Source organism: Natrarchaeobaculum sulfurireducens, from assembly GCF_003430825.1.
GTDB lineage: Archaea > Halobacteriota > Halobacteria > Halobacteriales > Natrialbaceae > Natrarchaeobaculum > Natrarchaeobaculum sulfurireducens.
This window is the reverse complement of the sequence record NZ_CP024047.1, coordinates 1815241-1833127: the sequence shown is the minus strand read 5'-3', so window position 1 is coordinate 1833127 and position 17887 is coordinate 1815241. Positions and strand designations below refer to the sequence as shown.

The following is a 17887-nucleotide window of genomic DNA, read 5'->3' as shown; positions in this document are numbered from 1 at the left end:
CCAGTTGCTAATGAAGTTGACGATTCTATTAACAGGAAGCAATAGTTTTTGCCTAGTTAGCATTCTTTACGACCGGTTACTGGCCTCTTACTATCCTCCACACTCGTTGTAATCCCCGACGAACCTATTCCGCGACCGAAGCCGCCGTCGCGTCCGCGTACTCGAGGAGTCGATCCGGGTCGATCGGGAAGACCGCCGTGGGCGTCCCCGCTGCTGCCCAGACGGTCTCGAACTCGAGGAGTGTCTCGTCGACGACGACCGGCACCGGCTTGTCGTGACAGAACGGCGGGACCCCGCCGATCGACCACCCCAGTTCGTCGCGGATCCGGTCGGGGTCCGCCATCGTGACGTCGTCGGGGTCGGCGTCGAACGACTCGGCGAGTGCACTCTCGTCGACGCGGTTCGCCCCACTCGTCACCGAGACGACCAGCGCGCCCTCGAGGTCGAAGACGAGTGAACTGGCGATCTGGGCAACGTCACAGCCAACCGCCGCCGCAGCGTCCTCGGCGGTTTTCGTTCCTTTGGGGAACTCCTCGACCGGTGGGTCGAACTCGTACACGTCGCGTGCTCGCTCCGAGAAAGTTTCAGCGCGTGGATGCATCGCTCTCTCATTTCGCACGTGGTTGCAAAAACGTTCACTCGAGCGAGATGGTTACCCGGACACCGTCGAGTCGACGGTAAGTGGGTCCGCTCCCGGATGTGCCGTCTCTCTCGACCTCGAAGCCGTCGAACCGGACGACGAGTCGGCCGGGGTCGATCGTCGCCCGCAACATCGGTCCGCGGCTCGTCACGACGACGTACGGCGGCGCCGGAACTGGCTGAGCGCGCAGTTTGAACCCGGCAGCGTCGACGGCCGCGGCCAGCACTGCCGGGAGCGTTTCGATAACGCCGGTCGCCTCGAGCGCCGCCTGCAACCCCTCTCGCGGCGGCTCGCGATCGTTCGGCTCGGTCGACGCTCGGGCGTCAGCGACCGCGTCCGCACAGCGATCGATCTCCGCGACGACGTCGGCGTACTCGTCGTGAATTCGCCGACGAACGTCTCGAATCGGATACGACACGAGCGAGAATGAGAGCGCGACCTACTACAAGTTCTCGGCTCTTTGTAGCTGTCAGTCCCGACGGAAGAGAAGACACCGATTCGAGTCCGGTCGACCTGTACGTACGACGGATGGGGCGTGGCGACCGCGAAGACCGTCTCGACTCGAGCGCCCGGCGCAGTCGTTCGTTCTCCGCTTCGAGGTCCTGCGTCGTCGCCTCGAGGTCGTCGACTCGATCCTCGAGTCGGTAACGCCGAGGCCGCTGGGCTCGGACGGCATTTCGCAACAGGTCGCACTCGCGCTCGAGGTATGTAACAACTGCAACGAGTCCCACACTGATCGCGGATCCAGCTGGCGATCGGGTGCGCACTGACGTGCAGTGGCTACTATAGGTGTAGCGCTGTAGCTTGACCTCCTCCCGCGCCTGAAGACGCGGGAATCCGCGAAGCGGAGTTCAAGGTTGCGCGTTTCCTCGGTGGCGAAGTACGCTTTCGCGTCCCACGTCGACGGTCGCCGTCCAGTTGTGACCAAGGACGTGCGTTACAGCGCGTATAGCCCGGCCAAACGGGCCTTCCGTCCGACTCGGTCGGCGTTTCGACGCGACGAATACCGCTCGTCGCTCCACGGCGGGATATTCAGCCCGCACGGTACCACGATTCGCGTCACCCGAAGTCTGGCGGAATCGAAGATTCCGCTGCCCTCGCGGAACTGGGTTCCGCTTAGTGTTACGTCGTGGACTGGTTCGATCGGATTTGTTACCACGTGAGAAGTCACGGCGAAGCCGTAGTGCCGTCGAAGACGGCGTTTCTCAACGTGGGAACTCCGGTACTGCCGTTTACGGGATACAGCCCAATCAAGCTTACGCGCGTATCCACGGCCTTCAGGCCGTGGCATTGCGCTGCTCCGCCTGTAATCGACTCGCGATGGGGCCGGTGTTTTCGGTCGGGTATCAGAAGATGAGAACGTGAGGCCGTCGTCCGCCGGGGAGACGAGAGATCGTCGTCGAAGAGAGACGAGAGAAGGGGTCGAGACGCGCCGTGATCAGAGCACGATGCTCTTTTTGCGCATCATCTCGTGGATCGAGGCGTCGAGGCCCTCCCGGCCGATTCCCGAATCCTTGTTCCCGCCGAAGGGGACGTCCCCGAGTCCGTGGCTTGGCGCGCCATTGATTCGGACGGCACCGGCGTCGACGAGTTCTGCGACCCGCATCGCGCGCTTGTAGTCGTTCGTGAAGACGGCAGCGTCGAGCGCCAGATCGGAGCCGTTTGCGAGCTCGATCGCCTCGTCTTCGTCCTCGAAAGTGGTGATCGCGGCGATGGGACCGAACTGCTCTTCGTCGACGATGCGGGCATCGTGGGGGACGTTCGCGAGCAGTGTCGGCTCGAAGAACTGGTCGCCCAGTTCGTCAGGGACGCCGTCGGGTGCGCGTCGTTGGCCACCGCGAACGAGGTCGGCTCCCTTCTCTATGGCGTCTTCGACCAGCGTCTCGACCCAGTCGGCCTGGGCTTCGCTGATGAGCGGACCGACGGTGGTGTCCTCGTCGAAGAGGTCACCCGGCTGCCAGGCATCCATCTGCCCTTCGATCAGGCCGACGAGGTCGTCGTGGACCGATTCGTGGGCGAGCACGCGGGAGACCGCCGAGCAGCGCTGGCCGGCGTACTTGAACGAGCCCTTGGCGCAGTTGCCCGCAACGTCGGTGAGATCGGCGTCGTCGAAGACGATCGCCGGTGCGTTTCCGCCCAGTTCCATGTGGAGATTGACCATGCCGCTCTCTCGAGCGACGTGGTTACCGGCCCCGGACGATCCCGTCATGGCGATGGCGTTGACGCGGTCGTCTCCCGCGAGTACGTCACCGATCTCGCTTGCGTTTCCGGGGACGAAGTTGAACCCGCCGTCGGGGATGCCGTCGACCTCGCTGATCACGTCAGCGAGAATCGCGGCGGAGAGCGGCGTCTTGCTCGCGGGTTTTAACAGGACGCTGTTGCCCGCGGCGAGTGCAGGCGCGACCTGTAATGCCGTCGTCGCCAGCGGGTAGTTGTACGGCGTGATACAGAGCACCGCGCCGATCGGCTCGTGTTTGACGATCGCCTGCCACCCCTCGTGGCCCGCGGTCGATCCCTCACGGAACTCGCCCTTGCTGACGATGTTGCGCGCCTCCTCGGCGGCGCGGTCGAACCGTTCGGCCGCCTGGTCGACTTCACCACGGGCCGACGAAATCGGTTTGCCCGCCTCGCGGACGATGATTTCCGCGAGTTCTTCCTCGCGCTCACGCAGCCCCGACGCGATCGACTCACACCACTCTGCACGTTCGACGACGGTCGTTTGTCGAAGGGCAGGCTTGACCGCATGGGCGGCGTCCAGTGCCTCTCGAGCGTCGGTTGGCCGTGCGGCCGCGACCCCGGCGAAGGTCCCGCCGTCTGCGAGGTCCGAAACCTCGATCACTCCGCCGGTCTCGCGCCACTCTCCACCGACGTAAATCCGCTCTCGCCGCTGTGCGACTCTCGTTGCCATACGCAACCGTAGAACCTCCATACTGAAAATGTTTACTCACACCTGAAGAAATAGAATCTAGGAGTGGTTCGCTGACCCCAAAGCGTCCAAGGCGTCGATAGAGTCCGATAAAACAAATATTATTTTTCAATCCATGAAAGGATTTTTCCTCATGGAAAGGGTTTAAGCATCTCGCGGGTGTAGCATCGTCGTACGATGAGCACCCAGAAGACCGTCCGTCAGTCCGCAGACGTCGTCGAGGAGAACGAACTCCGGCTCGAGCGCGAAAAGGCCGAGCAGATCGTCGACGCGTTGAACACGGAGCTGGCAAACGCATACGTGCTGTATCACCAGCTCAAAAAGCACCACTGGGTCGTCGAGGGTGCTGAGTTCCTCCCGCTGCACGAGTTCCTCGAGGAAGCCTACGAACACGTCGAGGAAGGTGCCGACCACATCGCCGAGCGTGCCCAGGCACTCGGCGGTGTCCCCGTCTCGGGCCCGGCGAGCTTAGAGCGGCGTGCCACCGTCGAGTTCGAAGGTGAGGACGTCTACGACGTTCGGACGATGTTCCAGAACGATCTCGAGATGTACGGCGACATCATCGAGTCGATGCGCGACAGCATCGAACTCGCCGAGAACTTAGGCGACCACGCGACGTCTCAGATCCTCCGTGAGATCCTCGTCCAGCTCGAAGAAGACGGCCACCACTTCGAACACTACCTCGAGGACGATACGCTGGTGCTCGAGGAAGCGACGAAGTAACGGCTCACCGACGTCGCCCGTTTTTATCGCACCGACAGTTCACCAGCAGCTGGGAGCGGTGCGTTCGTCCGCGACCAAACCGATTCTATCGACGCCGGTAGATGACGCCCGCGAGCAATCCGACTGCGAGCAGTCCGACCAGCGGACGAACCGGGTCGACGTACGTGGCCAGCCAGGACGAACTGAACAGGGCAACCAGAATGGCGTTACAGTGTGGACAGGCGACCGCGAGAAAGCCACCTGCTGCACCGCCGTAGGCACACGCGTCACCGTCGCAGTCCGGCTGCATCGATCGCTGGGTCACGTACACACCCACGAGAACAGCCGTAACCGCGAAGAACGTGTAGTCGAGTGCCGTCCGCGGGACCATCCGCTCGAACAGTGGCGTCGGGAGTAAGCCGGTCACGACACCGGTGACGACGACGAATCCGGCGGCGGCCAGCGTCCCGTACAACAGCGCGACTCGAAACCGATCCATAGCCGTCGAATCACTCGAGCCGGAAAATAGCGTGTCGGTATCGGCTCATCGAGTATCGGGACCGAACGCGTCAGCGGGGAGCTGCGGTGAGATTAGGGCTCGAGGTCGACGGTCAGATCGGTCGCGATCCAGCCGTCGTTATTGTCTCGTTCGGTAAAGACGACTTTGCCGGGTCGCGGTTCGTGGCTGGTGACGATCGCTGTGGGTTCAGCGACGGCTTCGGGATCGCTAGCGTCTTGCCGTCGGGCGGGCACGTCCATCGCCAGATGTTAGGTGCGCCTAAATCTAAAAGGCTTTTGGTCCACCTAACTTTCTGGAAGAGGGGGCCCCAACCGCTCAGAAGCGGAGCCCGGACGACCGTGCTGTACGTTGAAATGACTCGACCGCGTACCACCGCCTATGCAGTTCGACGTGATCCAGGGCGACATCGCCGACCAGTCCGCCGATGCACTCGTCAACGCTGCTGGAACGAGTCTCGAGATGGGGTCCGGCGTCGCGGGCGCGCTCCGTCGCCGTGGCGGCGAGGCGCTGAACGACGACGCCGTCGAGACCGGCCCCATCGACCTCGGCGCCGTGGCCGTCACCGACGCCTACGATCTCGATGCCGAGTACGTCATCCACGCCGCAGCGATGCCCCACTACGGCGACGGCCAGGCGACCGAATCGAGCATCCGCGACGCAACGCGAAACACCCTCGAGACGGCCGACGAACTCGGTTGTGAGTCGATCGTCGTTCCCGCACTCGGCTGTGGCGTCGCCGGCTTCGACACGGACGAGGGAGCCGCAATCATCGGCGAGGTGATCGAGTCCTACGAGCCCGAGACGCTCGAGGACGTCCGACTCATCGCCTACAGCGACGAGGAGTACGGTGCGATTCACACCGCGACCGACAGGGGGACTGACTCAGAGCAGACGAACGAACACGAGGCCGACCAGTAGCCGTCCCTGCAACGTCGCTCGCGTCACCGACGTCCCACGGCCAGGATTTTCGCTCGAGGCCCTACCCCGTCAACCCGACCTCGAGTGACAGCCCCACAGCCCCGAGTGTGGCGGTCCGTTCCAATCCACTAGGCCAGCGAGAGCCCGCGGATCTCGACCGACGCGCCCTCCTCGACGCGCCCGATGAGCTGTCCGTCAGTCGCGTCGACGAGGTCGCCAGCGCGATCTTCGGGCAGCGCAACGACGAAGCCGGTTCCCATGTTGAACGTCCGGTGCATCTCCTCGTCGGTTACGTTGCCCTCCTCCTGGACGAACTCGAAGATCGGCTGGGCCGGCAGGGGGTTGTCGATCACGTACTCGCGGTCGCCCATCCGCAGGAGGTTCGTCCAGCCGCCACCCGTGACGTGGGCCGCCGCCCGGACGCCGTGTTCGCGCATCGGCTCGAGCAGGTCCGTGTAGATCCGCGTCGGCCGCAGGAGTTCCTCGCCGATCGTCCGCGATTCGTCGCCCGGGAACGGGTCGGTGTACTCGTGGTCGCGGGTGACGGCCTCGCGGGCGAGCGTGAGCCCGTTCGAGTGGATGCCGTTCGAGGCAAACCCGACGAGGACGTCACCGACTTTGGCCTCGCCTTCGAGGATCTCGTCTTTCGCGGCGAGGCCCGCACAGGTACCCGCGAGGTCGAAGCCGTCGATCACGTCGGGCATGACGGCCGTCTCGCCGCCCAACAGGGTCATGCCGGATTCCTCGAGTCCCACGGCGAGACCCTCGCCGATCTCGTTGGTGAGTTGCTCGTCGGGGTCGTCGATCGCGAGGTAGTCGACGAACGCGACCGGTTCGACGCCCGCGGCGACGAGGTCGTTGACGTTCATCGCGATGCAGTCGATACCGATCGTCGAGAAGTTCGAGATGGCTTCGGCGACCATCAGCTTCGTGCCGACGCCGTCGGTCGCCAGCGCGAGATAGCGGTCGCCGATGTCGAGTAAGCCGGCGTACTCGGTCGTCAGGTCGCTCCCGAAGGCCTCGAGCAACGCCGCCGTGGCGTCCTCGCTGGCCTCGATGTCGACGCCCGTCTCGGCGTAGGTGAGCCGGTCGTCGTTCCCGTCGTCAGCGTGGTCGGTCATGTGCGAGAGAGTGCGTGGGGCGAGCAAAAGATCACCGGTCCCGAACGACGGGCCCTGCTGGTTGGGGCGTTACCAGAAACCAAAGAGGAGGAAAAAGCCGACCAGCAGGACGATGCTCAGCCCGAAAACGCCGACGAAGGCGGGTTTGCTCCACTCGAGGACCGTCTTCCCGTCGAGCGGCCCGAAGGGGATCATGTTGAACGCAGCGAGAAAGAGGTTGATCAGGACCCCCATGTGCCCGATTAATCCGAGGAGGCCGGGAAAGACCATCAGCGGAAAGAACAGTGTCGCGAGGAGGAGGTTCGTGACCGGGCCCGCGAGGGCGATGTGGCCGTTCTGGCGAACCGTAATCCGGCCGCGGTGGTAGACGGCTCCCGGCGCGGCGAAGAGAAAGCCGATGAGAGCGCTCATCACGGCAAGAAAGAGCATCTGGTAGTCGGCGCGGAACTCGGCGAGCTGGCCGTACTCGATCGCGACGACCTTGTGGGCGAGTTCGTGTAAGAGGAAGGCGACGCCGACGGTGACGAAACTCAGCCCGATCATCGTCACGAACCAGCCCACGCCGACGTCGGCCCGGTGGATCGGCGCGAGCAACAGCGCGAACGCGACGCTCAGGACGATCCAGGCGACCGCGAGGTCGAACAGCTCCTTGTCGCTAAAGGAGAGGTCCGGATCGGATTGGCGGGTTCGGACGCTCACGACAACACCTCCCGAATGAGCTCGAGGCTGTTTTCGGCGCCCGCGATGAGTTCGCCCATGAGGGCGTCGACGCCGCCGATCTCGGGGGCGAGCCACGGCAGAACGACGAGCGGAAACAGCACCGTCGCGATTAGGCTGCCGATATTCGTCAGCGCGACGATCATGATGAGCCGGAACAACGGCACGTCGAACATCTCGCCGAGCGCCTCGTCGATCGGCCGTTCGGTGTCGCCGACGATGTCGTTGAGCCGTCCGATGTCGCCGACGTTGACCGGCCGGTGGCGAAGTTCGAAGTAGCCCGTAAACCAGCCCGGCGCGAGCATCGGGTTGATGCTCGTGAGCCACGCCACGAGGCCGCCGACACCGGCGCTCGTCCAGCGGGCCCCGGCCAGTCTCGCGAGCGTAAACGCGAAGATCCCGTTGAACAGGAACCACGCCAGAAACAGCTGCAGGAGGAAGGTGTTCTGGACGCCCGCCATCAACAACAGGAAGAAAAAGCCGAAGAAGCCGAGCATGACCAGATACCCGAAGAGCTTCAGCGGCGAGAACCGCCGACTCGTTGCCGTCGTCGAAATCGACTCCATCGAGGGGAGGGAAGCAGGGTCCTCGAGGTAGCGTTCGATACCGGCTTTGTGGCCCGCACCGACGACGGCCAGTACGTCGTAGCCTTGCTGACGAAGCTGGTGGAGGTTATGTGCGATGTAGGCGTCGCGTTCGTCGATCAGCGCGTTCGCCCCGCGGGGACTGAACTGGCGAAACTCCTCCATCATGGCTGCGACGACGTCGCCGTCGGTCATCTCCTCGATGTCGATCTCGTCGATCTCCTCGACGTCGCCGCCGAGTTGCTCGAGGACGAGTCCAAGCGCGGCACCGAGGACGACACCGATGCCGAGTCCGGCCAGGCCACCGACGCCGGCGCGGATGGAGTAGACGCCGGCGCTCTCGAACCGGGCCGCGGAGAACGGACCGACGAACGTCTCTGTCGCCACGAGAGCCAGACAGGCGGCGATACCGATTCCGGCACCGGCGAGAAGTCGTACGGAGAACCCGGACGCAAGCCCGCCAGTGTACTGCTCGGCCGACTCGAAGGATGGCAAAAAGAGGACCCCAACGAGGACGCCGGCGAGCGCACCGAGGCCGACGGCACCGACGAGCTGGAACGTGTCTGGGTCGCTCACGCCGAGGACCGTGAGTTCGCCGAACCCGAGCAGCGGGGAGAGAATCACGCTAAAGAGAAGTCCAACGAAGATACCAAGCGCCGCGCCGACGCCGAGGCCGATCGTCCGCGGATCGGTGACGCCGAGGGCGAGGCCACCGACCATCTTGAGTTTCTCGACGATCGATAACCGCCGCCAGAATCGCTGGATCGTGACCTGAATGTCGCGGTCGACTAACGCGACGCCGCTGCCATTTCGTTCGGCGGCGTCGATCGCAGCGCGCATGTCCGCGCCGGGTTCGATGTCGAATCGCTCGCCCAGACGCGACTGGACGTACGAGAGCATCCAGTAGGCGAGAAACTGGAAGACGGTGTTTCCGGAGAGGAGATCTTTCGCCTCGATGTCGTCGGGCGTCCCACCTTGCATCTGGCGGAACCGTCCCTCGTCGAGTTCGACCGCGACGACGTCTGGCTGCTCACGGTCGACGGTCTCGTGTACCTCGTCGACGCTGGCCTGCGAGACGTGTGCCGTCCCAAGGACCTGTACCGAGCCCCGCTCGTCGGTCGGTGGGCTCGGAGGTTCCGGCACGTCGGCGTCGCCTGCATCGCTCATTAGCGGTTCAACTCGGCCACGACTTTTACCAGTATCGAACTCGAGAGTGACTCTCTCACGAACGCCGGCCGGAGTTTCGCTCGAGCATCGAGGTCGTCCGCCAACCCGTCCTGCAGGAGACGGGAACACTCATTCCGGTTCTCGAACAACGACGACCGATGACGGATCTCATAGAGACGCTCGTCGAGAATCGTGAGATGGTCCAGCCGAACCACGCGAACATGCTCGATACCGCCCACGGCGGCAACGTAATGAAGTGGATGGACGAGGTCGGTGCGATGTCCGCCATGCGATTTTCAGGCGAGACGTGCATCACCGCCCGCGTCGACCGGATGAACTTCGAGCGGCCGATCTCGGTCGGCGACACGGCCTACATCACCGCCTACGTCTACGACGCTGGCACCTCGAGCGTTCGGGTCCGGATCATCACCGAACGCGAGGATCTGCGGACACGAGAGCGCGAGAAAACCACTGAGTCGTTTTTCGTCTACGTGGCGATCGACGACGACGGGGCTCCAACGACGGTGCCGAAGTTGACCGTCAGTACCGAGGAAGGTGAACGGCTGCGAACGGAAGCCCTCGAGCGAGAAGCCGACGGAAGATAACCGACTTCGATCGCCGTTACTGGTCGGTGCGAACGCTCGAGTTACTTGTCGTTGCGGTCTCTGACGCGCTTGAGAGCCGAACTGGCCGTCCACGTCGTTTCCGCGACGATGGCACCGACCAGCCCGCCGATAGCCCCGCCAGTACTGGCTGCGTTGCGGCTGAACAGCCCGCCGATTGCGGCGCCGACCGCGGCACCCATCGCGGCGTATCGTGCCCGTCGCAGGACCTTCGTGAGGCGATCTCGCGTTCGCTGAATCTCGTCCGTCGTGAGCGTCTCTGGCATGAGTCGTACTTCGTGACAACTGCGGATAAAGATACGCCTCGCGTCAGGTGTGGCCCGAGGCCGACAGAGACACCGGTGCAGTCACAGCAACTGGTCGATCTCGGCCAGCGACTCGAGGACGTGGTCCGGCTCGATCGGCGACGTCGCGAGCGTCTCACGATCGGTCACGCCGGTGAGGACGAGTGCCGTCTCCATTCCAGCGCGATTGCCGAGTGCGATGTCGGTGTTGAGCCGATCGCCGACGACGAGCGTGCGAGCAGGGTCGGTCGCGAGCCGCTCGATCGCCGCGTCGGCCGCGATCGTCGACGGTTTGCCCAGAATCGCGTCCGGCTCCCGGCCGGCGACGGCCTCCATCGCCGCGAGGATCGCTCCCGAACCGGGCATGAGTCCGTCGTCGACCGGGATCGTCGTATCGGGATCGGTTCCGTAGAACGGGACACCGTCCTCGAGTGCCTCGAGTGACTCCCAGAGCGTGCCGTAAGAGAACTCCGTCGTAAAAGAGCCGAGGACGACGTCGGCCGCCTCAGGCTCGTCGGTAACAGCGACGTCCGCGGCCTCGAGGATCCCCTCGAGTCGCTCGCCGCCGACGAGGTAGACCTGCTCGTCGGGGTGGGTCGTCCGAAGATAGGCTGCTGAGACAGAGGCAGACGTCAGGACTGCGTTGGGATCGACGTCGACGCCGTAAGGCGCGAGTTTCTCGCGATAGTAGTCGCCGTTTCGCGTCGGATTGTTCGAGAAGAGCAATCGATCACAGCCAGCCTGCTCGAGGGCATCGATCCCAACTGGCACGCCGGCGAGTAACTCCTCACCGCGGACGATGGTCCCGTCGACGTCGAGGATCGCCGCCTCGTAGTCAGTCATACCCGGTTCGTACGGTCGCACCCCGATTGAGTGTTTGGTTCGCGGTGTGTCGGATCCAGATCCGCACCCGCGGGAGCCTCAGCGCGATCGCTCGAGTTCGAGGTCTGCCGTCTCGACGCCGGCCGCCTCGGCGCGTTCGTTCGAGTCGATCAGTTTCTCGAGGCGTCGCTCGAACGCGTCCTCGGAGAGATCACCGGCGGCATACCGCTCTTGCAGTTTCGTCACGGGGTCGACCCGCTGGTCGACGTCGTCGGATTCTGCGGAACGATCTTCACGCATCAGAAACCAGAGGATAATCGTCGTCAGGACGAACAGCGCGGTAATCATAACGGCGTACATCGGCGGCGCGAGCACCAGGGCTGCGATGATGATAACGTCTGCGAGGACGAACTTGATCGCGAAGACCTCCGTAAAGCTGTACGTGCGGCCACCGTCGCTTCCCATACCCCGCTGTACGGCCGGGCGGTGGTTAACTGTGCGGGCATCGCGAAGGAACGCTTTTGCCGTCACCGACCAAGCCCCAGACATGGGACTCAAGGTCGAACCACCCGAGCCGCCGGAGTTGGAGTTCGTCGATCCGAACGAGTACGAAGACGCGACGATCGCCGTCGACGACGGCACCGATGTCGACTACCGGCGCGAAGAGCTCCAGGCGTTCCTCGAAGAAGGGGCCTGGGAAGAAGCGTTCACCGACTGGATCGACGACACCGACCTGGAGGAACGCGAATTCGAGATCGCCCGCGATCTCGAGTTGTTCGGCGACTTCGACTTCTTCTGGGACGACTTTGCCGACCGCGTCGGGTATCACGCGCCGGGCATCCCCGAGGACTGGCAAGAACGTTCGTACCATCCTGATCTCGACACCTGGGGAACCGTCTCGGCGATCAACGCGGAACTAACCGAGTTCGGCCAGCTCGTCTGCGTCCTCCTGAAAGAAGAGTACATCGACTGGGAAGCGCAGTACGAGCCGCCAGAAGACCTCCCCGACTTCGACTGACTGCTTCGGTCGGACTCGCGAGGCAGTGACCGCTCGAGTATCGCGGTGTCGACTGCGAGGTTGTGTTACTCGAGGTCAACGGGTAGACTCGAGGCGTTCATCCGGCCCATTCGCCGGCGAGGTCGCCTGCAAGGTTTTCTCGCCACTGGTCATGTTCGGTTTCGCAGTCGTCGTTTTCGCTCAGGTGGTCGACGAAGCCCACGCCTGGTGATGTCAGTTGGTCCCCACAAAAGGGGCAGGTGGCCGAATCCTCCCAGGTAGTGTTGACTGCCATGTGTACACTCGGCTTCCAGAACCAACTGTATAAAGACTCTCGACATATATGTAATACAATACTATGTGGTCTAAGTTCCCTTATATTTACTCCGCAGTGATCACCAGCGTCTAAAGTCGATCGAAGCCAGCGGGCAACGCACCCCATCACCGACTGCACGCGTCGATCGGAGCATTCTCGTCGGCTGCCCCGACTACAAGGAGACGAAAGCCGACATGTCGATTCCGAACGCCGTGCGACGTCTTTCCGGGTACGACGTCCTCGTCTTGACTGCGGCGATCTGGTTTCTCGCGAAATTCCTCAGATACGCGTTCCCGCCGCTGTTCGGCTCGTTTCAGGAGAGCTACGGCGTCTCGAATGTCGTCCTCGGAACGGCGTTCTCCGGGTTCATGCTTGTCTATGCGGTTATGCAGTTTCCGTCCGGGGCGCTCGCCGACCGTCTCGGCTCAGTGACCGTCATCACGGCGGGTGCGCTCGTCTCCGCCATCGCTGCGCTCGCGTTGATCGTCGAGTCGCCGTTTGTCGTCCTGGTCATCGCGATGCTCGTGATGGGGGCGGGAACGGGCGCACACAAAACCGTCGCGATCCAGTTGCTCTCTCGAGCGTATCCGTCGCGAACCGGTCGTGCACTCGGAATCCTCGATACGGTTGGAACGTTTGGCGGAGTTGTCGCCCCGGCGGCCGTCGTTGCGGTTGCCAGCGTCTCGTTCGTCCTCGGGGCGGAGTGGCGAGCGATCTTCCTCGCGGCTGGCGTTCTCGGGATCGCGTTAGCCGTGGCGTTCTGGTACCGGGTGCCGAAACGCGTCCCCAGCGAAACGTCGACGGGAGCCGTGTCGACGACCCGAATCCGCACTGACGGACTCGGCCGGTACGCGTCGCTGTTTCGTGACTGGCGATTCACGGTGTTTGCGCTGTTGACGATCCTCTTTTCGTTTACGTACAACGGGCTGGTCGCGTTCGCGCCGCTGTACCTGACCGACGCGGCCGGGCTGACGGAGGCGGCTGCCGGAGTCATTTACAGCGCGCTCTTCCTGGCGAGTCTCGTCCAGGTGGTGACTGGCGACCTCAGCGACCGCGTCGGCCGGTTGCCGATCATCGTTGGAACACTGGCACTCGCGTCAATCGCCCTCATTGCGTTCGTTTTCCTGACCGAGTCTACAGGGCCGACCGTTCTGGGTGCTGCGCTCGTCGCAGTCGGGGTTGGTTCCCACGGCTTTCGTCCCGTCCGCGGGGCCTACCTGATGTCGGCAATCCCGAAAGACGTGGCTGGCGGCGGCCTGGGGGTAGTGCGGACGCTGTTGATGGGGGCCGGCGCCATTGCTCCCGCCATCGTTGGTGTGCTTTCGGACACGGTAGGGTTCCGGCCAGCGTTCGGGCTCCTCGCTGCGTCGATCAGTGGCGCAACCGTACTCGCCGTCGTCCTCTTGCTCACGGAGTAATGGGGTTGCTACCACGTTGCCAGTATGGGAGACGATCTGATTCTCGGCCTCGGTTCCACGCTGGTGTACTCGATTGCTCCACAGACAACTGCACACCGGCGTGGAAAGAGTTAACACGACACAGTGTTAACAGTCGCGTATGTCTCTCGCCGACACCGTCGAATACGAGTGCGTTCGGTGTGGCTACCAGGAGGTGGCCGAAGACGCCCTGGTTGGCACCTGCCAGCGCTGCGGAAACGAGATGCGCAACGTCGAACTAATTCGTTCCTAACCGTGGCCGCCAGCCCGACGCACGTGTCGGCTGGGATCGCCACGGTCGAACGTGTACCCACCAGCCGTCGAAGAGCGCCGAGTGTCGGCGATGACGCGGGCGTCGAAAATTGACCCAGTCTCCTGTACCGGCTTACCGGCCGGTCACAGGACGGCTCGCAGCCGGGCCGAAACTGACCCTCAGTGGCCCGTACGAGACCCACCTCGAGCCTTGTTGCCTCATACGGATTCCAATGAGTTCGTTCCGGTGAGCGCACGCAACAGGATGTGTGCTCACCGGTAAATAGCCATCGCCTTCCGTATCAGAGACCGACCGAAACCGACTGTCACTCGGTGGCTACGGTACCGATAATGAGTCGGTTTTGCAACCAGATCAATATTTTTTCTGACCCGAGTATCTCTCGAGAACTATCACTAAAAGGACTATTAAAGAATAGCTAGCAGATGGGTTTTCACGGGCGTTAGCCGGTACGTGCTGCCATACGATAGATCGTCACGGGGTAGGTCCTGACACACGGCGTTCAAAATCCTCCACGTTTATACATCGTCGCGATGAGCGATTACGTATATGTCCGAAACCGGGACGAAGGCCCGTCCGCTGGCCGAGCAGCTTCCCGATCCGTCGACAGCGTCGAACGTCCGGTACAACCCGTCGCTCGAGGAACTTCGAGAACTCGCCGCTCACGAGGAGACGACGACCGAGTTCGGGTCGCCGTCGTACGTCAGCGAGTTCCGTTCGCGAAGCTCGGACCGAACGAAAAACACCGTCGACCACGACTTTTCAGACGAGGATTACGATCTCGTCGACGAAGCGATCGAACTCGCCGGCGATGGCGAGATGCTCTGTGTCGACCGCCTGATGGGGCGACACGAGGAGGCGACGTTCTGCTGTCGCCTGTTCGTCCCGACCGAGCACGCCCGAATCGCGCTCGCGTGGGCGAACCTCTTCGAACCGACGGACGGCCGCGAGCCGGATCTGTACACCGTCCAGCTCCCCGACTACGACGAAACGGCGATCCGTGTCCTCCCCGACGAGGGCGTCACCGCCGTCCTCGGCAGCGATTACCTCGGTGAAGCGAAGAAATCGTTCCTTCGGCTGTTTATGTATCGCCTCAAAGAACGCGGCGGGCTCGGGCTGCACGCCGGTAGCAAACGCGTCCGTGTCCGAGACGACGACGGCGACCTCCAGACCGTCGGCCAGGTGTTCATGGGACTGTCGGCGACCGGCAAGTCCACGCTCACCTCCCACGGCTGCTGGCTCGAAGGGGCCGAAGACGCGACGATGCTCCAGGACGACGTCTGTGCCGTGCTTCCCGACGGCTCGGTCCCCGGCAGCGAAGGGAAGGGGCTGTTCATCAAGACGATCGGCCTCGACGAAGACGAACAGCCGGCGCTGTATCGTGCGGCGACCGACGAGTCGGCGATCCTCGAGAACGTCGCCGTCGACGACGACGGATCGGTCGACTTCGACGAAGATCGGTACACCTCGAACTCCCGGGCGATCGTCCAGCGGTCGGAACTCGAGAGTGCGGACGAAGAGATCGACCTCGAGCAGGTCGATCAGGTCTTCTTTATCACGCGCAATCCCCTGATGCCGCCGGTCTCGAAGCTCACCGATGAACAGGCTGCCGTCGCGTTCATGCTCGGCGAGTCGATCGAGACCAGCGCGGGCGACCCGTCGCGTGCCGGCGAGTCCATCCGCGTCGTGGGAACCAATCCCTTCATCATCGGCTCGGAGGGCCAAGAGGGCAACCTCTTTTACGACCTCGTCGGCGAGCTCGACGTCGACTGTTACGTGCTCAACACGGGCTATCTCGGCGAGGAATCCGTCGACATCGGCGTTACGGAGTCGGTGACCATCCTGACCGAAACCGCCCGCGGCACGATCGAGTGGACCGACGACGAACAGACGGGGCTCACGATCCCCGAGTCCATCCCCGAACTCGAGATCGAGGAGTTCTACGTCCCGGACCACGTCGACGACTACGAGGAGGCCGTCGCGGCCCTTCGAGCGGAGCGACGTGAGTACCTCGAACAGTTTGACGACCTGCTCGAGGAGATCAAAGACGCCGTCTACTGACCAGGCCGTTTTCCAGCCCTGAACGCGGTCGGTGACGATCGATTGTCGGCACGTTCGACGGGCTCGCCGACGGCGAGTCACTCACCGTGACAATCGAACAGGCAACCATCTACGTGGTCCACGACGCCGACGTGCCTACGGAAGAACCGGTGGAGGAACCAGCCGAGGAGGAGCCGATCGATGACGGACCATCGACGATGACGACGACCTCGAGGACGAGGCAGACGACCCCGTCGTATCGCTGGTATCGGGCTGATCGGCTCCACCGGCACCTGCGTTTTCGTGACATCTCGTCGACCAGAAGCGGCTAACTCGAGCGGTGGGATCTGATACAAAAGTCGTCGACGGGACGGACTTTCTGGTCGATCGTCACGAGCGGTGGCTGCCGAACAAGAATACTGTTATATGCGTCCGGTTCTCACAGCCGGTAATGAGCGCACACGTACGTGCACCGACCGCTCGCATCTGCGAGCGCTGTGGGCGAGCTGAATACTGGGACGAGGAACTCGATGCATGGCAGATCACCCGCAAAGACGGCGAAAGACGGGTCGGAAGTCCGCACTGTCTCCACGAGTGGGATATCAACGGCACGTTCAACCCCGTCGTCGAGTAAGCGAGCCGGCCGTCGACACCGCACTCGAGAGATGGTACGCCACGCTCCAATGCAGCCACAGCCATCGCCCCCTGCGAACCCTTTTTGATCCGCCGGGCGTATCAGAAGCCGATGCCGACGACTTACGTGACGGTGCCTCCGGAACATGCCGACGAAATCGCCGAAACGCTCGTCGAAGAACGTCTCGCGGCCTGCGTCAATCGAGTGGCGACGAACTCCACCTACCGGTGGGACGGCGAGGTTCACCACGACGACGAGGTCGTGTTACTCGCGAAAACGACCGACGGGGCGTACGAAGCACTCGAGGAACGAGTGCTCGAGCTTCACCCTCACGAGGTGCCGTGTATCGAACGGTTCGACGAGAGTCACGTCCTCGAGTCGTTCGCCGAGTGGCGTGCCGAGAGTATCGAGTGACTTCTCCGCCCGTAAAGTCGTGGGCTTTCTCCTCGAATCACTGTAGCACCACTCGAACAGGGGCTTTACGCCCCCGATGGTCGGTCTCGACCTGCGCTAGCTCCTCACAGGGTGAGACTGCCCGAAAAAGCAACCCTTAAAACTCGCGCACGGGTTTTGACGGATATGGCTGGAACCATCGAAGTGCTCGTTCCGGGTGGCCAGGCCAACCCTGGCCCACCGCTCGGTCCCGAGCTCGGACCGACGCCCGTCGACGTACAGGCGGTCGTCCAAGAGATCAACGATCAGACGGCAGCGTTCGACGGTACGGAAGTCCCCGTAACCGTCGAGTACGACGACGACGGCTCGTTCGATATCGACGTCGGTGTCCCACCGACGGCCGCACTGGTCAAAGACGAGGCCGGGTTCGAAACCGGCAGTGGCGAACCCCAGAAGGACTTCGTCGCCGACCTTTCGATCGAGCAAGTCAAGACCATCGCCGAGCAGAAACACCCCGACCTGCTCGCGTACGACACCATAAACGCCGCGAAAGAAGTCGTCGGCACCTGTGCCTCGATGGGCGTGACCATCGAAGGCGACGACGCACGCGAGTTCAAAGAGAAGGTCGACGCCGGCGACTACGACGACGTGCTGCTCGAGTAATCGACGTCACAACTCGAATCCCGACCGCAGCGGGTTTTCGGCGGACAGACCGATGGCGAGGAGAGACATCGGTAACGGTTTTCTTTCTCTTGGGTCCGGCACGGAAAACGAGA

At 63.1% G+C, this 17887-nt stretch carries 22 protein-coding genes; 10 read left to right on the top strand and 12 right to left on the bottom strand.

The annotated features are described in order from the left end of the window. Nucleotides 1-124 precede the first annotated feature (124 nt). From AArc1_RS10295 to AArc1_RS10280, 3 genes are all read right to left on the bottom strand, one after another. A complete protein-coding gene (locus tag AArc1_RS10295; protein ID WP_117364290.1) occupies nt 125-601 on the bottom strand; it encodes a YbaK/EbsC family protein in 477 nt (158 codons plus the stop codon). A gap of 34 nt (nt 602-635) precedes the next feature. After that, nucleotides 636-1058 carry a hypothetical protein gene (locus AArc1_RS10290; RefSeq protein WP_117364289.1) on the bottom strand — a complete coding sequence of 141 codons (423 nt, stop codon included), beginning with the start codon at nt 1056-1058 and terminating at the stop codon, nt 636-638. Between the two features lie 1020 nt (nt 1059-2078). Beyond that, on the bottom strand, nt 2079-3548 hold the full coding sequence (locus AArc1_RS10280) for an aldehyde dehydrogenase family protein (RefSeq protein WP_117364287.1): 1470 nt from the start codon (nt 3546-3548) through the stop codon (nt 2079-2081). 195 nt (nt 3549-3743) lie between these two features. Here AArc1_RS10280 and dpsA point away from each other — a divergent pair, with 195 nt between their 5' ends. Next, a complete protein-coding gene (dpsA, locus tag AArc1_RS10275) occupies nt 3744-4289 on the top strand; it encodes a DNA starvation/stationary phase protection protein DpsA (protein WP_117364286.1) in 546 nt (181 codons plus the stop codon). An 85-nt stretch (nt 4290-4374) separates the two neighbouring features. Here dpsA and AArc1_RS10270 read toward each other — a convergent pair whose 3' ends face one another. Both AArc1_RS10270 and AArc1_RS19045 read right to left on the bottom strand, forming a co-directional pair. Further along, nucleotides 4375-4767, bottom strand: coding sequence for a hypothetical protein (locus tag AArc1_RS10270; RefSeq protein ID WP_117364285.1), 393 nt, complete (start codon nt 4765-4767; stop codon nt 4375-4377). Nucleotides 4768-4859: 92 nt separating this feature from the next. Further along, nucleotides 4860-5027 carry a DUF7331 family protein gene (locus AArc1_RS19045; protein WP_186336587.1) on the bottom strand — a complete coding sequence of 56 codons (168 nt, stop codon included), beginning with the start codon at nt 5025-5027 and terminating at the stop codon, nt 4860-4862. Between the two features lie 139 nt (nt 5028-5166). Between AArc1_RS19045 and AArc1_RS10265 the strand changes: the two genes are divergently transcribed. Next, nucleotides 5167-5706: a macro domain-containing protein gene (locus AArc1_RS10265; protein ID WP_117364284.1), complete on the top strand. Its 540-nt coding sequence runs from the start codon at nt 5167-5169 to the stop codon at nt 5704-5706. 128 nt (nt 5707-5834) lie between these two features. On the opposite strand, the gene purM is transcribed toward AArc1_RS10265, so the two are convergent. From purM to AArc1_RS10250, 3 genes are all read right to left on the bottom strand, one after another. Continuing rightward, complete coding sequence (gene purM / locus AArc1_RS10260; RefSeq protein ID WP_117364283.1) at nt 5835-6827, bottom strand: phosphoribosylformylglycinamidine cyclo-ligase; 993 nt, start codon at nt 6825-6827, stop codon at nt 5835-5837. Between the two features lie 69 nt (nt 6828-6896). Then, the gene (locus AArc1_RS10255; RefSeq protein ID WP_117364282.1) at nt 6897-7526 is read right to left on the bottom strand and encodes a zinc metalloprotease; all 630 of its coding nucleotides are present in this window, start codon (nt 7524-7526) and stop codon (nt 6897-6899) included. Continuing rightward, on the bottom strand, nt 7523-9295 hold the full coding sequence (locus AArc1_RS10250; RefSeq protein WP_117364281.1) for a TraB/GumN family protein: 1773 nt from the start codon (nt 9293-9295) through the stop codon (nt 7523-7525). Before AArc1_RS10250 ends, AArc1_RS10255 begins: the two co-directional genes overlap by 4 nt. A 158-nt stretch (nt 9296-9453) precedes the next feature. Between AArc1_RS10250 and AArc1_RS10245 the strand changes: the two genes are divergently transcribed. Next, nucleotides 9454-9900, top strand: a complete 447-nt coding sequence (locus tag AArc1_RS10245; protein WP_117364280.1) for an acyl-CoA thioesterase — start codon at nt 9454-9456, stop codon at nt 9898-9900. A gap of 41 nt (nt 9901-9941) precedes the next feature. Here the strand turns inward: AArc1_RS10245 and AArc1_RS10240 are convergent, their stop codons facing one another. From AArc1_RS10240 to AArc1_RS10230, 3 genes are all read right to left on the bottom strand, one after another. Continuing rightward, nucleotides 9942-10184, bottom strand: a complete 243-nt coding sequence (locus AArc1_RS10240; RefSeq protein WP_117364279.1) for a glycine zipper 2TM domain-containing protein — start codon at nt 10182-10184, stop codon at nt 9942-9944. 81 nt (nt 10185-10265) lie between these two features. Then, complete coding sequence (locus tag AArc1_RS10235; RefSeq protein WP_117364278.1) at nt 10266-11045, bottom strand: HAD-IIA family hydrolase; 780 nt, start codon at nt 11043-11045, stop codon at nt 10266-10268. 78 nt (nt 11046-11123) lie between these two features. Next, the gene (locus AArc1_RS10230) at nt 11124-11489 is read right to left on the bottom strand and encodes an SHOCT domain-containing protein (protein ID WP_117364277.1); all 366 of its coding nucleotides are present in this window, start codon (nt 11487-11489) and stop codon (nt 11124-11126) included. 82 nt (nt 11490-11571) lie between these two features. Between AArc1_RS10230 and AArc1_RS10225 the strand changes: the two genes are divergently transcribed. Beyond that, nucleotides 11572-12042 (top strand): hypothetical protein, encoded by a 471-nt coding sequence (locus tag AArc1_RS10225; RefSeq protein WP_117364276.1) that lies wholly within the window; start codon nt 11572-11574, stop codon nt 12040-12042. A gap of 97 nt (nt 12043-12139) precedes the next feature. On the opposite strand, the gene AArc1_RS19040 is transcribed toward AArc1_RS10225, so the two are convergent. Continuing rightward, nucleotides 12140-12316, bottom strand: a complete 177-nt coding sequence (locus tag AArc1_RS19040) for a DUF7501 family protein (protein WP_186336586.1) — start codon at nt 12314-12316, stop codon at nt 12140-12142. Between the two features lie 215 nt (nt 12317-12531). On the opposite strand from AArc1_RS19040, the gene AArc1_RS10220 reads away from it, so the two are divergent. The 6 genes from AArc1_RS10220 to AArc1_RS10190 all read left to right on the top strand — a co-directional run bounded on the left by AArc1_RS10220 (nt 12532) and on the right by AArc1_RS10190 (nt 17774). Further along, entirely contained in the window at nt 12532-13755 is a 1224-nt protein-coding gene (locus tag AArc1_RS10220) for an MFS transporter (protein WP_117364275.1), read from the top strand. A gap of 139 nt (nt 13756-13894) precedes the next feature. After that, nucleotides 13895-14026: a rubrerythrin-like domain-containing protein gene (locus AArc1_RS10215; RefSeq protein WP_117364274.1), complete on the top strand. Its 132-nt coding sequence runs from the start codon at nt 13895-13897 to the stop codon at nt 14024-14026. 567 nt (nt 14027-14593) lie between these two features. Beyond that, nucleotides 14594-16105 carry a phosphoenolpyruvate carboxykinase (ATP) gene (locus AArc1_RS10210; protein ID WP_117364273.1) on the top strand — a complete coding sequence of 504 codons (1512 nt, stop codon included), beginning with the start codon at nt 14594-14596 and terminating at the stop codon, nt 16103-16105. Between the two features lie 430 nt (nt 16106-16535). Next, the gene (locus tag AArc1_RS10200) at nt 16536-16718 is read left to right on the top strand and encodes an HEWD family protein (RefSeq protein ID WP_117364271.1); all 183 of its coding nucleotides are present in this window, start codon (nt 16536-16538) and stop codon (nt 16716-16718) included. Between the two features lie 111 nt (nt 16719-16829). Beyond that, complete coding sequence (gene cutA / locus AArc1_RS10195) at nt 16830-17132, top strand: divalent-cation tolerance protein CutA (RefSeq protein WP_117364270.1); 303 nt, start codon at nt 16830-16832, stop codon at nt 17130-17132. 165 nt (nt 17133-17297) lie between these two features. Then, on the top strand, nt 17298-17774 hold the full coding sequence (locus tag AArc1_RS10190) for a 50S ribosomal protein L11 (RefSeq protein ID WP_117364269.1): 477 nt from the start codon (nt 17298-17300) through the stop codon (nt 17772-17774). Nucleotides 17775-17887 lie beyond the last annotated feature (113 nt).